The organism is Brenneria corticis (assembly GCF_003115855.1).
GTDB lineage: Bacteria > Pseudomonadota > Gammaproteobacteria > Enterobacterales > Enterobacteriaceae > Brenneria > Brenneria corticis.
The window spans coordinates 65,870-79,760 of the sequence record NZ_KZ819071.1 but is presented as its reverse complement, the minus strand read 5'-3'; the positions used below and the strand labels follow the sequence as shown (position 1 = coordinate 79,760).

The following is a 13,891-nucleotide window of genomic DNA, read 5'->3' as shown; positions in this document are numbered from 1 at the left end:
AACGACAATATCAGATAATTAAAGCGTAATTTTTCAATAGCATTATTTTATATATTTAATTCCGTATTCCGACATACCCTAAATAATTCGAGTTGCAGGAAGGCGGCGACGCAGCGAATCCCCGGGAGCTTACACCAGTAAGTGACCGGGGTGAGTGAGGAAAGCCAACGCACCTGCAGCTTGAAGTATGACGGGTATATATATTTAATTCCGCATTACGATATAACATCCGCTGATTTTCCGCGCCCCGCCACGGGATTGAATACCGGGCGTTATTGCTTGATTGTCATATTTATACTATCGATAGACGGAATCATCAGTTTCCAACTCCGGCGTTCACCCTTTATTTTGTAAGGAAGATCACGCTATAGGTTATGGGGTTGTGTGGTGGCCAATAAATTCAGCTGTACGGAATGTAATTTCCTCAATTGTCAGAGCCAGGATAGTGAATTCCCCAGGAAGTGTCTGACCACGGCGCCGGAGAGTGACGACCTGCTGCAGGTTAGCCTGGCCAGGTACGCGGACGATGAGCAGGTGGCGAAGATTATGCACGCCTCCGCGCAGGTGGAAGGGCAGTATTACGGCCAGTTGACGCGGGTGGAGGAGATTATCGTTTTCGCCAAAAAGATTGGGGCGCGTAAAATCGGCATCGCCTCCTGCGCCGGCCTGATCCGCGAGAACCGCATCTTCGCCGACATCCTGCGCGCCAACGGCCTGCAGGCGTTTGGCGTGCTGTGCAAAGTCGGCGCGCAGGATAAGTGCAATGTCGGTATCGACGACCAGGATAAGATTCAGCCCGGTCAGTATGAAGCCATGTGTAATCCGCTTATGCAGGCGGAATTATGCAATAGGGAAAAAACGGATTTAAACGTCATTAGCGGGCTGTGCGTCGGTCATGACTCGTTATTTATTAAACACTCCGTGGCGCCGGTCACCTACCTGATCGTCAAAGATCGGGTGCTGGCGCATAATCCTATCGGCGCGTTGAACACCAGCCACTCTTATTATAAGCGCCTGACCACGGGGGTCAGACTGAATGAAGAAGATCGGGCGCTGGCGTTAAAACAGAGACGCTAATCACCATAGAGATAAATACCTTTTTATTTTTTCGTCGGTTGTTTTCCTGCCCTCTGAAAGCTATTTGGATAAATATATCGGCGATGATTTCAAAACGTACGAGGAAAAGTGAATTATCTTTTCTTTGTTTTAAATGGATGATGAGAATATTCGATGAAGATAAATAAATATCAGCGCCGGACCGCGTGGCGCAAATGGTTTATGCCTCTCGTAATGGCGGCGCTATTACCGAACATGGCGCAGGCCGACGCCACGCTGGACAAAATAAAATCCCGCGGCAAGGTTACCATTGGCGTTCTGGTCAACGGCGGGGATTTCGGTTCGATTAACCCCGCAACCCAGCAATTAATCGGCTGGAACCCGGAACTGGCGCGCAAGCTGGCCGAGGGGCTGGGGGTCGAAACGGAACTGGTGCAGGTGCAGACCGCCACCCGCGCTCAGTTTCTGCTCTCCGGCAAGGTGGACCTGCTGATCGCCTCCATGGATCTGACCAAGGAACGCGCCGAGGTTCTGGGCTACGCGCCGACCCCCTACTACCGTGTGGGCGGCGCGGCCCTGACGCTGCGCAACAGCGGCATCTCCCGCTGGGAGGATCTGCGCGGCAAACCCGTCTGCCTTTCCCAGGGCAGCAATTTCGCTCGCCCGCTGACCGCGGACTACGGCGCACAGGTCAAAGGCTTCAAGAGTTCGTCCGATTCACTGCTGGCCCTGAAGGGAAACCAGTGCGTGGCGGCGGTGCATGACTCCACCCTGATACATCCGCTGGTGCGCAAGGGCGGCGAGTGGTCGAACTACCACGTCGCCATCCCCGGCGAGATCCTGTCATCGGACTCGGTGGTATGGACGCGCAAGGGCGAGACCGACACCATCGCCGCCGTCGACCAAGTCGTACAGTCATGGCACCACAGCGGCTGGCTCATCGGGACGGAAAAACGGCTGGGCATCACTCCGCCCAATCCCATATTGCAGGAACTGCACGCCAAATTCGGCGACAAGGGCTGACGGCCGCAGATATGGCACAGGCGTCGCCGCTGGAGCCGGCTTCCTGAGCGGCGAGAAAGAGGGAATAACATCATGATAGCGGCGGCCGGAGGGCGATGATGACGGACTCTTTCCTGACCGGGCTGGTGGAGTTTTTCAAACCGCTGGGTCTGAACTATTCATTCGTGCTGGACCCGGTCGACCGGGCGGCGTTTCTCAGCGGCATGGGCGTTTCCCTTGAGCTCTGTTTGCTGACGATCCCGTGCAGCCTGCTGGCGGGGGTGATTATTACCGCGCTGCTCACCAGTCCGCGGCGCTGGGTGGCCGCGCCGGTCGGCGCCTTTGTTGAACTGATCCGCAATACGCCGACGCTGGTGCAGCTCTATTTTGCTTTCCTGGTGCTCAATATGTTGATCAGCCAGCATCTGGGGCAGGGCGGCAGCCCGATTTCACCGCTGGCCTGGGTGGTGCTGGTGGTCTCGCTGCACAAGGCGGTGTTCCATGCCGAAGCGCTGCGCGCCGGCGTTGAAGCCGTGCCGTCGATTACGCTGGAGGCCTCCCGTTCGATGGCGTTCAGCCGGCGGCAGATTTTCTGGTACGTGCAGCTGCCGCTGGCGGTGCGTTTCGCTCTCCCGTCGCTGATCAATAATCTGGTGGACCTGGTCAAGATGACGGCGATAGCGTCGGCCATCGCCGTGGGTGATGTGACCTATCAGTCCATCATGATCTGGTCGCAGCGCGACAACGTACTGGAGTTAATCCTGCTTATTCTGATCTATTTCGCCGTACTGACCTGGCTGGTCAGCGTGGCCGGAAGATGGCTGGAGAATCACCTGAGGATGCCGGGCTATGGCCAATGATGTCGTGATAAAAACGGTCCCGCATAAAAACCGACCGGCCATTGGCGCGGTATTGTCCGATTTCTGGGTTATCACGCTGCTGGCGATCGTGGCGCTGAATCTGCTCTGGGCGGTCACCGACAGCGCGCCGCTTGCCGTAACGCAGCTGTGGATCTGGCTGCCGGCGCTGTTTCGGGGGCTGGGGGTCAATATCGGGATTAGCGCCTTGGCCATGCTGCTGGGCACGCTGTTGGGACTGGTGGTGGGCGGCCTGTCGCTGGCGCCCTCGCGTCTGCTGCGCGCGGCGACGCATCTCTGGGTCCAGGCCTTTCGTAACGCGCCGGTGCTGGTGCTGATTTACTTCACCACCTATGTGTTTCCCTTCGAAATCGTTTTCCTGCACTGGTATATCCCTTTCCCCGACTGGATTAAGGTGGTCATCGGACTCGGTCTGCCGGCCAGCGCCATCATCGCGGAGATTTTTCGCGGCGCGGTACAGTCCATTCCCAGCGCGCAGTGGGAAACCGCGCAGTCGATGGCTTTCCGCCGCAGCCAGATTTTTCGCTACATCATTCTGCCGCAGTGCGTGCGCCGTATGCTGCCGCCGTGGATGAATGTGTATGCCAGCATCACCATGAGCACCTCGCTGGCTTCGCTGGTGGGGGTGCATGACGTGGTGGATATGGCCACCATCGCCAGCAATACCGTGTCGCGCATCGACTTCACCATTCTGGTGTACTTCACGCTGCTGCTGCTGTTTTTCTTCTACTGCTACCCGATTTCCCGTATTACGCGCCGGCTGGAAAAACGGTTGAACAGACACTAAGCCAGACGGGACGCGGGAGAAAGAGCACATTCGCCCCCGCGGCCCGCCGTTAAAAATCGGGGTGCCGGGCCAGCAGCACAACGCCGGCGACCAGCACCAGACAGCCCACCAGACGCCAAATCCCCACCGGCTCGCGCAGGATAAACATGGCGAACAGCGCGCCGACCATCATCGACATCTCGCGCGCCGGGGCGACCACGCTAAGCGGCGCGCCCAGCCGCAGCGCCAGAAGCACCAGAATATAGGAAAGGGGCGAAAGGATGCCGACCGCGATGGCGAGAGCCCATTTGCCGCGCATAAGACCGATAACCTGGTGGCGATGAGCGGCTAGCCAGGGCAACAGCATCACCAGGCGAACGACCTGCGAACACCAGTCTAGAATGACCGGGTGGATCCCCAAGATTTTGACGCCGTACGCGTCAACGACGGTGTAGCCGGTAATCATCGACCCCGTCGCGGCGCCCCATCGCACGCCTTTCTGCGCGGCGGGCTGGCGAAAGCGGGCCAGATTTCCCTGACTGGAAATCAACAGGATGCCGATCACGATGGCGCCAAGACCGGCGACGCCCGAGACGGTCAGCTGTTCGCCAAATAGCAGGAATGCCCCGAGCGTAGACATCATCGGCGCGGTGCCGCGGGCGACGGGATAGATAACCGAGAGATCGGCGACCTGGTATCCGCGCTGCAAGAACAGGCTGTACGCCAAATGCAGCGCGCCGCTCAGGACAACGCAGGCGATGACGGAGAGATCCCATCGCAACGTACCGGTGGCAAACAGCCAGACCACCCAGGGCATATAAAAAAGGCAGGCGGCGCAGCTGTAGACAAAAACGAAAGCGGTGCCGGCCGAGGCGCCGCGCTTGGCGAGCAGGTTCCAGGTGGCATGGATAACCGCGGCCACAACGACCAGCATAAAGGTAAGAAAAGACATAAGCGCTCCGGTTCAAAAAGCCATGGGGAAGACTCGACGTCTCCTCCTCTGGGCTTTTCTCCCTCGGGTGCAGCCGCGGCAAAAACCGCGGTCTCTACAACGCTCGGACCAGACAACGGCGTTGGCATGCCGTTCGGAACCCTAGTTGCCACTCAGTCGATGCGACAAATTTAGCCGAAGCCGCGGCGCCACGCAAACGGATCGCGTCGCAGAAAGGCGAGTTATATTTTTGGCGATCGTTGAGGGCGAGGGCGCGATTCTCCGGCGGCGGGATTTAGCCCGCCGCCGGAAAGGCACATTGATTAGGGGCCGCCGTCAGCGATCAGATAGCCCCTTTCACCACGGTCGCCAGCGGCGTGGTGGGACGACCGATCAGGCGGCTCAGTTGATGGCTGTCATCAAATAAACCGCCTTTCGAGGCGCCCACGTCCGAATCGGCAATGATATCCGCGAACGCCGCGGGTATCCCCGCCGCCGCTAACGCCGCGCTATATTCCGCTTGCGGCAGGTTCCGGTAACCAATGCTCTTACCCGACTGAAGGCTGACTTCGGCCGCCAGATCGGCCAGAGTATAGGACTCATCCCCCGCCAGTTCGTAAACCTTGCCGGCCTGATTATCCTGAGTCAGCACCGCCACGGCGGCGGCGGCATAGTCAGCGCGGGTGGCCGAGGAGATTTTTCCCTCGCCGGCGCTGCCGATAAACGCGCCGTGCTGCAACGCCGCCGGTATGCTAGCCGCATAGTTTTCGGTATACCAGCCGTTGCGCAGCACCACATAAGGTAAACCCGACGCTTTTAACGCCGCTTCCGTTTCCTTGTGTTCGGCAGCCAATGCGAGCGGCGAGGTATCCGCGTGCAGAATGCTGGTATACGCCAGCAGTTTAACCTGCGCCTGTTGCGCCGCCTCGATAACGTTGCGATGCTGTACCGCCCGCTGACCCACCTCGCTGGATGATATCAGCAAGACCTTATCCACCCCTTGCAGCGCGGAAAGCAGCGTCTCCGGCCGCGTATAATCCGCCGCCTTCACCTGTACGCCGCGTGCGGTTAAATCTGCGACTTTGGCGACGTCCCTTACCAGCGCCAGAATTTCCTGCGCCGCAACCTTATCCAACAGTTGTTCAATAACCAAACGGCCCAATTGGCCGGATGCGCCTGTTACAGCAATCATAATAAGCTCCTTTCTTTGATTGACACCGACTGGCATAATAGCGATAAAGCAAACTTTTAGTAAGTACGCACATAAAGGTAAGTATAGTGTCGGAAAAAATACCAACAGCCGCCTCTTCAGCGGCTACGCCGTTGCAGGGAAATCTTTTCGCCGAAAAATGCCCGTCCCGCCAGATCCTTAACCATATTACCAGCCGCTGGGGCGTACTGATTTTAGTCGCATTGCTGGATGGAACGCTCCGTTTCAGCCAGTTGCGGCGCAGAATTGACGGCGTCAGCGAGCGTATGCTGGCGCAAACGCTGCAATGGCTGGAAAAAGATGGTTTTATCCTGCGCATCGCCTATCCCGTCGTACCGCCGCACGTTGAATACAGCCTGACCCCGCTGGGCAGAGAGGCCAGCGAGCGCGTCAAAATCCTGGCCGACTGGATAGAAGAAAATATATCGACGATATTGGCGGCTCAGGCGACGCATCAGGACAAGTAATCGCCGGGCGCAGCCCCCTGTGTCGTTACCCGATTGATAAGCCTTATCAATGACCTGCGCTTTGCCGTCCTACTCCACGCCACATAGCGCGCCGTCATGGTCTATGCTTAATGGTGTTCTCGTAAACCACAGGAAAAATTATGTCTATCGAAAAAGTTCTCTATGTTGCGCATGCTAAAGCTACCGGTGGGCGTGACGGCCGCGCGGTTTCCTCAGACAAACATCTCGACGTCAAGCTGGATGTGCCCAAAGAGCTGGGCGGCAACGGCGGTGAGGGGACAAACCCCGAACAGCTGTTTGCCGCGGGCTACTCCGCCTGTTTTCTTGGCGCGCTGAAGAGCGTGGCCTCAAGTGAGAAAGTCTCACTCCCTTCCGACACGTCAATCGAAGGCAGCGTCGGTATCGGCAAGATCGCCACCGGCTTCGGTATTGAAGTCGAGCTGAAAATCACCGTTCCGGGCTTTGATAAAGCCAAGGCCGAAGAACTGGTGAAGAAAGCGCACGTGGTTTGCCCCTACTCGAATGCCACCCGCAACAATATTGATGTCACGCTGACGGTAATCTGATCCCTTGCGCCTGCTGCACGGCGCAATATCGTGCTCAATCAAACCGATAAATCGGATAAAAACAAGATGATACCTGGTGCAGCTGTTACCTGAATGTAAAAACACAACCAACTGAATCGATTCAATATTTTTCGCCGATTTATTTTGCATTAACCGACTCGTTACATGTCCTGCATCAAAGTAACAGCCCGCCGGAATCATTAGGATGAGAAGCAATAAATGGGGGGACATCCCCCAAATTAATTGGAGTAAGAGTAAAATGGGGATAGTTGTATTTTCTCCTGACGAGATCCATACCAACCCCTTCCAAACCATTTTCTGGGTGACCAGATAAAAAATCGAACGCCAAAAATCAGAGGCTATCGATGCGGATCTAAGCAACCGCTTATATCTGTTGGATAACTACGTCGCAACGACAAGCCTGTCCGGCTGCGTTGGGCTGAGCCGCCTCTGTGTTCTTTACAGGTAAATGGAGTCGGAAGAGGAAGTTATGAATAGATTCGTTATTGCAAATTCTCAGGATTGCATTGGTTGCCGCGCTTGCGAAATCGCCTGCGTTATTTCACACAACAACGATCAATATCCAACCAGCGCCGGGATGTTCCAGCCCAGAATAAAAGCATTCAACACGCCAGGCCTGCGTTCCGCAGTCACCTGCCACCACTGTGAAGATGCGCCCTGCGCCAGCGCCTGCCCCACCCAGGCGCTGGTGCAGCAAGACGACAGCATTCAAATCATCAAAGAAAAATGCATCGGTTGTAAAAACTGCGTACTGGCCTGCCCGTTTGGCGCCATGTCCGTGGTGACGGACGCGGCCAATGACGCCGCGATGGCGCATAAATGCGATCTGTGCGCGGGCAGGCCGCAAGGACAAGCCTGCGTTGAAGCCTGCCCGACCCAGGCGCTGCGCTTAATCAGCGAGCAAACGCTGGAAAGCCGCCGCCGGGAAAAACAGCAAAGCATGGCGTCGCGCTCCGCCTCTCCCTGGCAACACCCCGCCCCGGCGCTTAAAGCCGCCGAAAGCAATCCGCTGCATAAACGAAAAAACTGGCCGCGTCTCGACGCCGAGAAAAAGCCGCTGCCGCGGCGGAAAACCACATTTGACGAGATTTACCACGGCTTTACGCCCCAACAGACGCAGGATCAGGCCGACCGCTGCCTCTCCTGCGGCAAACATTCCGTCTGCGAGTGGACCTGTCCGCTGCATAACAATATCCCCGAGTTGCTGAGCCTGGCCAAACAGGGACGGATTCTGGACGCGGTTGAATTGTCGCACCGGACCAGCAGCCTGCCGGAAATCTGCGGCCGGGTATGCCCGCAGGATCGCTTATGCGAGGGCGCCTGTACGCTGGGCAAGGAGTATGGCGCGGTCACCGTCGGCAACATTGAGCGCTACATTACCGACACCGCGCTGGAAATGGGATGGACCCCCGATATGAGCCGCGTCAGGCCTAGCGGCAAACGGGCCGCCATTATCGGCGCCGGCCCGGCCGGACTGGCCTGTGCCGACGTGCTGACGCGCAACGGCGTTCAGGCCGTGGTGTTCGATCGCCACCCTGAAATTGGCGGACTGCTGACGTTCGGCATCCCGCCTTTCAAGCTGGATAAACAGGTTTTAGCCCGCCGCCGGGAGATCTTCAGCGAGATGGGCATTGAATTTCGCTTGAATGCCGAAGTGGGCAAGGATATCTCCCTGACTCACATCCTGCAGGAGTTCGACAGCGTCTTTGTCGGAGTGGGAACCTATCGTTCGATGAAAGCCGGCCTGGAAAACGAAGACGCGCCGGGGGTATTCGCTGCGCTGCCTTTTCTCATTGCCAATACCAAACGCGTGATGGGGTTACCCGAGCTGAAAGACGAGCCCTATATTTCAATGGCGGGCAAAAAAGTCGTGGTACTGGGAGGCGGAGACACGGCGATGGACTGTCTGCGCACCTCGATCCGTCAGGGGGCGGTATCGGTTACCTGCGCCTATCGCCGCGATGAGGCCAATATGCCGGGGTCGAAAAAAGAGGTAAAAAACTCCCGCGAGGAAGGCGTTGATTTTATGTTCAACGTACAGCCGCAGGAAATTTGCCTGAATGAGCAGGGGGAGGTGTGCGGCATCAAGCTGGTGCGTACGGAGCTGGGCGCCCCCGATGCCAGCGGACGCCGTCGCCCCCGCCCCATCCCCGGCTCTGAATTTGTGCAGCCCGCGGATGCCGTCATTGTCGCGTTCGGCTTTCAGGCCCACAGTATGCCCTGGCTTGAAGAGGCGAACGTCAGTCTGGACAGATGGGGGCATATTACCGCGCCGGCCGGCGGCCGCTTCCCCTGCCAGACCAATCATCCGCAGATCTTCGCCGGCGGCGACGCCGTACGCGGCGCCGATCTGGTGGTGACGGCGATTGCCGACGGCCGCAAAGCCGCCATGGGGATGCTGGAAATGATGAGATTAACATCCGCTACGTCTGCGGCCCCGGCAATATCGTCGACGGCCGATGTCAACGCATCCCCGGAGGAAACGCCATGATGAATCAATTCGTTATCGCCGATGCGGAGAAGTGCATCGGCTGCCGGACCTGCGAAATAGCATGCGCGGTGGCCCATGCCGGCGGCGACAGCGCCAAACTGCGATCCACGCACTTTTTTCCGCGCTTAAAAGTGATAAAAAACGCCAGCGTCAGCGTACCCGTGCTCTGTCATCAGTGTGAGAACGCGCCCTGCGCCGCCGTCTGCCCGCAAGACGCGCTGGTGCGCGATCGCGACGGCATTCAGGTTATCCAGTCACGCTGCATCGGCTGCAAAAGCTGTGTGATTGCCTGCCCTTTTGGCGCGATTAACGTGGTCATCAGGGAAAGCGGCCTGGAGGGCGAACCGCACGCGACGCCGAGAAGTGAAGCGCACAAATGCGATTTGTGCGCCGGCGTCGCCGCCGGCCCTTCCTGCGTACGCGTGTGTCCTACCTCGGCTCTGCGACTGGTGACGCCGGACGAATTGCAGCGGCGGGTCCATGAAAAGCAGCTGCGCTCGGCGCGGGGCAATGGGGACATTCGCTTACTTTAAGCGCCGGCGATATCGTCCATATGCCATTTTTCGATAAAATGGCATTTACGGAAGAAAGTTGTGATTAATGGATAATAATCGCCGATTTATCCATTTATTTTTCTTTAGTTCATATTTTGGTCTGATAATATGTATCTATAATACCTGTAAACGTGGTTTAGATTCTTCATCGTCCTCACGGAGTGAACCCATGACCTGCCATTTCGTCAGGTGGACCAGCACGGAAACGCTTCCCGATCTACAAAGACTGCCGGACGAACTCATTGCATCAACGCAGGGTTTTTCCGCCAAACGCCGCGAGCGCTATCTGAAAAGCCGGGCGCTGCTGGCTGAGATGATGTGCTATTTTCTCGGCTATCCGCAGCTGCCCGCGCTGCTTGCCTCTGCGGATGGACGTCCCTATTTCGCCGATCCCAACCTGCCTAATTTCAGCCTGGGCTACGCCGGAAATACCATCGCCATTCTGATGAGCGAAGAGGGCGACGTCGGTATGGATATCGAGATTGTCAATATCAACACCTCGCCCCATACGCCAACGCCGACCGCGGCGGAAAAAGCCTGGATCGAGGCGCAACTCGACCCCCTGGAGGCCGCCACTCAGCTGGGCACGATTCGCCAGTCGCTGATGAAAATTCCACGCTCGAACGGGTGCCGGGCGGAAAGTCTCAAGCTCCACCCGGCGTCGGGACGCCTGCGCTCCGACTGCTTTCCTGCCGTTGAAGTCATGAGCGATATCGATGATTATCTCGCCTGGGCGTGCGCGCACGTCCCGGCGCTTAACCGGCTGGTGATGTGGACATACGCTACCGAGTCGGGCATGAAGAAAACCGGGGAAATCGGGCGGCAGCAGCGGCCGCCGCCGCGTTATATGAAACTGACCAGCCATAGCGCAGAAAAAGCGGCATCCGCGATATCGCAGTAGCAGGGGGGATGGCCGCCCCCGGTTGATTCGGGGATTAGTGCGCGTCGATAAAAACGATTTTCAACAGGAACAGCAGCGCCACCACAATCACGCAGGGGCTGATTTCGCGCCAGCGTCCCGTCGCCAGCTTCATCACGCAGTAAGAAATAAAGCCCAGCGCAATCCCTTCGGTGATAGAGAAGCTGAACGGCATCATCACCGCGGTAATAAAGGCCGGGACGGCTTCGGTCAAATCATCCCATTTAACCCGCGCCAGGCTTGAGGTCATCAGCACGCCTACGTAGATCAACGCGCCTGCGGCGGCGTAAGCGGGCACCATCCCCGCCAGCGGCGACAGGAAAATAACCAGCAGGAATAACAGGCCGACAATCACCGCGGTCAGGCCGGTGCGCCCGCCGACGGAGACGCCGGAAGAGCTTTCGATATAGGCGGTAACCGACGAGGTGCCGAGAAAAGCCCCGGCGACGGAGCTGACGCTATCCACATACAGCGCCTGCTTCATACGGGGGAATTTGCCGCGGGAATCGACCAGACCGGCCTTATCCGTTACCCCAATCAGGGTGCCGGAAGAGTCGAACAGGTTGACCAGCATAAAGGAAAAAATCACCCCGGAAAGCCCCAGATTCAACGCTCCCGCCAAATCAACCTGCCCGACCACGGTGGTGATGCTCGGCGGCATCGAGAAAACGCCGCTAAACTTGACGTCGCCGAGCAGCAAACCGATCGAGGTGGTCACCACAATTGAAATCAGCACCGCGGCGTGGATATGGCGTGAGGCGAGAGCCGCGATAATGAAAAAGCCCAGCGCGCCCAGCAAAACGCCGTGCGAGGTCAAATCCCCCACGGCGACCAGCGTCTCTGGATTGGAAACGATAATGCCGGCGTTCTTCAGCCCCATCATGGCGATAAACAGCCCGATGCCGCTGGCGATGCCCAGCCGCAGGCTGAGCGGAATATTGGCGATCATCCAGTAACGGATCTGGAAAATGGTCAGCAACAGGAAACCGATTGCGCCCCAGAAAATCGCGCCCATGGCGACCTGCCATGAAAGCCCCATGGCCCCGACGACGACAAAAGCAAAAAAAGCGTTCAGCCCCATGGCCGGCGCCAGCGCCACGGGCAGGTTCGCCAACAGCCCCATCAGGATGCTGCCGAACGCGGCGATCAAACAGGTGGTGACAAAAACGGCGCTGGTATCCATGCCCGCCACGCCCAAAATCTGCGGGTTGACGAACACGATGTATACCATGGTCAAAAAGGTGGTGAAGCCCGCTATCGTTTCCGTCCGCGCGGTGGTGCCGTGCTGTGTCAGTTTAAACACACGCTCCAGCAGACCTTGCTCGGCGGCATGGCCCGATTGTGATTTATTCATTGTCAGCGTTCCAAAGAGGGGATAATGGTTTTCGGGTATCCTATAACAAAATTGCGCGCATTGACGCTGATTCCCCGTTTTTTTTCATTCCATAAGATGGCGGATATTATCGCCCGATAGCATCAGGCCGGCCGGCTGCGCCACCATAGCCACGAGCGTTTTAGCGGTTTTTCCTGGCGGCTGAAACGCTTGTTAAGCCCGTTCGCCAGCAGCTCCAGCGACAGGCAAAAAACAAAATAGACCAGCGCGACGAACAGGAAAACCTCCATGGGATAAACCATGCTGCGATTGTTCACCTGGGTGGCTAAAAAAGTCAGTTCGCCCACCCCCACGATGTACGCCAGCGAAGTATCCTTAATCAGCGAAACCCACTGGTTGATAAAAGACGGCACCATCATCCTCAGCGCCTGCGGCAAAACAATATGCCACAGCACCCGCCAGCGATTGAAGCCCAGAGATAACCCGGCCTGCCACTGACCGCGGCCAATCGCCACGATCCCCGCCTTCACCCCATGCGCCAGATAAGCCGACGCAATCAGCGCCAGGGCGCAGACCACGGTGGTAATTTCCGGGATCTCGACGCCGAACAGAATGGGGAGCAGGAAGTAGGTCCAGAAAATCAGCATGATGACCGGGATGGCGCGGAAAAAACCGAGAACCATCGCCAGCAGCGCCGCGCACCAGCCGCGGGACATCGCCAGCGCCACCCCGAGGAGGGTTCCCAGCACGGCGGAGGCCAACCCCGCCAGCAGGCTAATCACCAGCGTCAGCGCCGCGCCGCCCAGCGGGCCGTCCGGAAACTGGCCCCACATAAGGTAACTGAAGTTGTCGTAAATAATGGTGAAATCCATTTTCAGCGCTCCCCGGCCTGGCTACGTTGCTGACGCCACATTCCCCAGCCTTCCATCAGCGCAATAACCGCGATATACAGAAACGTCGCCACCCCGAACGCCTGAAAGGTGCGCAGGGTTTCGGTTTCCACCTGACGGGATGCATAAGAGAGTTCGGCCACGCCGATGGCCATCGCCAATGATGAGTTCTTGATAACGTTCATATACTGGCCCAGCAGCGGCGGCAGGGCGATTTTCAAGGCCTGCGGCAATACGATATAGCGCATGGATTGCCATCCCGTTAATCCCAGCGCCAGCGCCGCGTACTTTTGTCCGCGCGCCACGCCGCCGATACCGGCGCGGATTTCTTCGGCGATAAACGCGCTGGAATAGAGCGTCAGGCCGAACAGTCCGGCGAGAAACTCGAACGAGGGCCACACCACGCCCATCCCCAGCAGCGTGATGACGTGCGGCATGTTAAGCCACTGCATCATCTCCGAGGGAAATAGCTGACCGGCGCCGAAGTACCAGAAAAAAAGCTGTATCAGCAACGGCGTATTACGGAATAGCGAGCTGTAAGCCATAACGGGCCAGCGCAGCAGGCGCAGTTGACTGTCTCGCGCCGCCGCCAGCAGGAAGCCCAGCGACGTCGCCAGGATGATCGTACAGAGGGAAATCCACAGCGTGACCAGAAAGCCCTGCCACAGCCAGCTGAGGTATTGGGGAGCCAGCAGCCAGGCTTCGACGTATTGCAGTATCGTGTCGGTCAGTTTCATAGGTCACTAATTTTCATAAACGCCGCGTGTCATAAACAACAATGCCCCCTGCAAAGCAGAGGGCCGGGAG

The 13,891-nt window shown here is 57.7% G+C and carries 14 protein-coding genes; 9 read left to right on the top strand and 5 right to left on the bottom strand.

The window, feature by feature from the left end; translation table 11 throughout:
* Nucleotides 1-387: 387 nt before the first annotated feature.
* The 4 genes from DDT56_RS00400 (at nucleotide 388) to DDT56_RS00385 (ending at nucleotide 3,723) form a co-directional block, all read left to right on the top strand.
* Nucleotides 388-1,077, top strand: coding sequence for a DUF1847 domain-containing protein (locus tag DDT56_RS00400; protein ID WP_136164547.1), 690 nt, complete (start codon nucleotides 388-390; stop codon nucleotides 1,075-1,077).
* A 153-nt stretch (nucleotides 1,078-1,230) separates the two neighbouring features.
* Nucleotides 1,231-2,079, top strand: coding sequence for a transporter substrate-binding domain-containing protein (locus DDT56_RS00395; RefSeq protein WP_136164546.1), 849 nt, complete (start codon nucleotides 1,231-1,233; stop codon nucleotides 2,077-2,079).
* Nucleotides 2,080-2,174: 95 nt separating this feature from the next.
* Nucleotides 2,175-2,918 (top strand): amino acid ABC transporter permease, encoded by a 744-nt coding sequence (locus tag DDT56_RS00390; protein WP_246856687.1) that lies wholly within the window; start codon nucleotides 2,175-2,177, stop codon nucleotides 2,916-2,918.
* Nucleotides 2,908-3,723, top strand: a complete 816-nt coding sequence (locus tag DDT56_RS00385; RefSeq protein ID WP_136164545.1) for an amino acid ABC transporter permease — start codon at nucleotides 2,908-2,910, stop codon at nucleotides 3,721-3,723. The genes DDT56_RS00390 and DDT56_RS00385 overlap by 11 nt, the downstream gene beginning before the upstream one ends.
* A 49-nt stretch (nucleotides 3,724-3,772) precedes the next feature.
* Here the strand turns inward: DDT56_RS00385 and DDT56_RS00380 are convergent, their stop codons facing one another.
* Nucleotides 3,773-4,654 (bottom strand): DMT family transporter, encoded by an 882-nt coding sequence (locus DDT56_RS00380; protein ID WP_136164544.1) that lies wholly within the window; start codon nucleotides 4,652-4,654, stop codon nucleotides 3,773-3,775.
* 322 nt (nucleotides 4,655-4,976) lie between these two features.
* Nucleotides 4,977-5,825 (bottom strand): SDR family oxidoreductase, encoded by an 849-nt coding sequence (locus DDT56_RS00375; RefSeq protein ID WP_136164543.1) that lies wholly within the window; start codon nucleotides 5,823-5,825, stop codon nucleotides 4,977-4,979.
* An 86-nt stretch (nucleotides 5,826-5,911) separates the two neighbouring features.
* On the opposite strand from DDT56_RS00375, the gene DDT56_RS00370 reads away from it, so the two are divergent.
* The 5 genes from DDT56_RS00370 (at nucleotide 5,912) to DDT56_RS00350 (ending at nucleotide 10,843) form a co-directional block, all read left to right on the top strand.
* Nucleotides 5,912-6,310, top strand: coding sequence for a winged helix-turn-helix transcriptional regulator (locus tag DDT56_RS00370; RefSeq protein WP_136164542.1), 399 nt, complete (start codon nucleotides 5,912-5,914; stop codon nucleotides 6,308-6,310).
* Nucleotides 6,311-6,450: 140 nt separating this feature from the next.
* Nucleotides 6,451-6,876, top strand: a complete 426-nt coding sequence (locus tag DDT56_RS00365; protein ID WP_136164541.1) for an organic hydroperoxide resistance protein — start codon at nucleotides 6,451-6,453, stop codon at nucleotides 6,874-6,876.
* Between the two features lie 490 nt (nucleotides 6,877-7,366).
* Nucleotides 7,367-9,388, top strand: a complete 2,022-nt coding sequence (aegA, locus tag DDT56_RS00360) for a formate-dependent uric acid utilization protein AegA (protein WP_136164540.1) — start codon at nucleotides 7,367-7,369, stop codon at nucleotides 9,386-9,388.
* Complete coding sequence (locus tag DDT56_RS00355; protein ID WP_136164813.1) at nucleotides 9,388-9,921, top strand: 4Fe-4S dicluster domain-containing protein; 534 nt, start codon at nucleotides 9,388-9,390, stop codon at nucleotides 9,919-9,921. Before aegA ends, DDT56_RS00355 begins: the two co-directional genes overlap by 1 nt.
* Before the next feature lie 190 nt (nucleotides 9,922-10,111).
* On the top strand, nucleotides 10,112-10,843 hold the full coding sequence (locus DDT56_RS00350; RefSeq protein ID WP_136164539.1) for a 4'-phosphopantetheinyl transferase family protein: 732 nt from the start codon (nucleotides 10,112-10,114) through the stop codon (nucleotides 10,841-10,843).
* A gap of 34 nt (nucleotides 10,844-10,877) precedes the next feature.
* Here the strand turns inward: DDT56_RS00350 and DDT56_RS00345 are convergent, their stop codons facing one another.
* The 3 genes from DDT56_RS00345 to DDT56_RS00335 form a co-directional block, all read right to left on the bottom strand.
* The gene (locus DDT56_RS00345) at nucleotides 10,878-12,215 is read right to left on the bottom strand and encodes an NCS2 family permease (protein ID WP_136164538.1); all 1,338 of its coding nucleotides are present in this window, start codon (nucleotides 12,213-12,215) and stop codon (nucleotides 10,878-10,880) included.
* A 122-nt stretch (nucleotides 12,216-12,337) separates the two neighbouring features.
* Nucleotides 12,338-13,066, bottom strand: coding sequence for an amino acid ABC transporter permease (locus DDT56_RS00340; protein WP_136164537.1), 729 nt, complete (start codon nucleotides 13,064-13,066; stop codon nucleotides 12,338-12,340).
* A gap of 2 nt (nucleotides 13,067-13,068) precedes the next feature.
* Nucleotides 13,069-13,821 (bottom strand): amino acid ABC transporter permease, encoded by a 753-nt coding sequence (locus tag DDT56_RS00335; protein WP_136164536.1) that lies wholly within the window; start codon nucleotides 13,819-13,821, stop codon nucleotides 13,069-13,071.
* Nucleotides 13,822-13,891: the final 70 nt, after the last annotated feature.

Excerpts from the sequence above, each read along its gene's own strand:
- DDT56_RS00390 (WP_246856687.1), top strand. The coding sequence starts at position 2,175 with ATGATGACGGACTCTTTCCTGACCGGGCTGGTGGAGTTTTTCAAACCG.
- DDT56_RS00340 (WP_136164537.1), bottom strand. The coding sequence starts at position 13,066 with ATGGATTTCACCATTATTTACGACAACTTCAGTTACCTTATGTGGGGC.
- DDT56_RS00345 (WP_136164538.1), bottom strand. The coding sequence starts at position 12,215 with ATGAATAAATCACAATCGGGCCATGCCGCCGAGCAAGGTCTGCTGGAG.
- DDT56_RS00375 (WP_136164543.1), bottom strand. The coding sequence starts at position 5,825 with ATGATTGCTGTAACAGGCGCATCCGGCCAATTGGGCCGTTTGGTTATT.
- DDT56_RS00355 (WP_136164813.1), top strand. The coding sequence starts at position 9,388 with ATGAATCAATTCGTTATCGCCGATGCGGAGAAGTGCATCGGCTGCCGG.
- DDT56_RS00395 (WP_136164546.1), top strand. The coding sequence starts at position 1,231 with ATGAAGATAAATAAATATCAGCGCCGGACCGCGTGGCGCAAATGGTTT.
- DDT56_RS00335 (WP_136164536.1), bottom strand. The coding sequence starts at position 13,821 with ATGAAACTGACCGACACGATACTGCAATACGTCGAAGCCTGGCTGCTG.
- DDT56_RS00380 (WP_136164544.1), bottom strand. The coding sequence starts at position 4,654 with ATGTCTTTTCTTACCTTTATGCTGGTCGTTGTGGCCGCGGTTATCCAT.
- DDT56_RS00385 (WP_136164545.1), top strand. The coding sequence starts at position 2,908 with ATGGCCAATGATGTCGTGATAAAAACGGTCCCGCATAAAAACCGACCG.
- DDT56_RS00365 (WP_136164541.1), top strand. The coding sequence starts at position 6,451 with ATGTCTATCGAAAAAGTTCTCTATGTTGCGCATGCTAAAGCTACCGGT.
- aegA (WP_136164540.1), top strand. The coding sequence starts at position 7,367 with ATGAATAGATTCGTTATTGCAAATTCTCAGGATTGCATTGGTTGCCGC.
- DDT56_RS00350 (WP_136164539.1), top strand. The coding sequence starts at position 10,112 with ATGACCTGCCATTTCGTCAGGTGGACCAGCACGGAAACGCTTCCCGAT.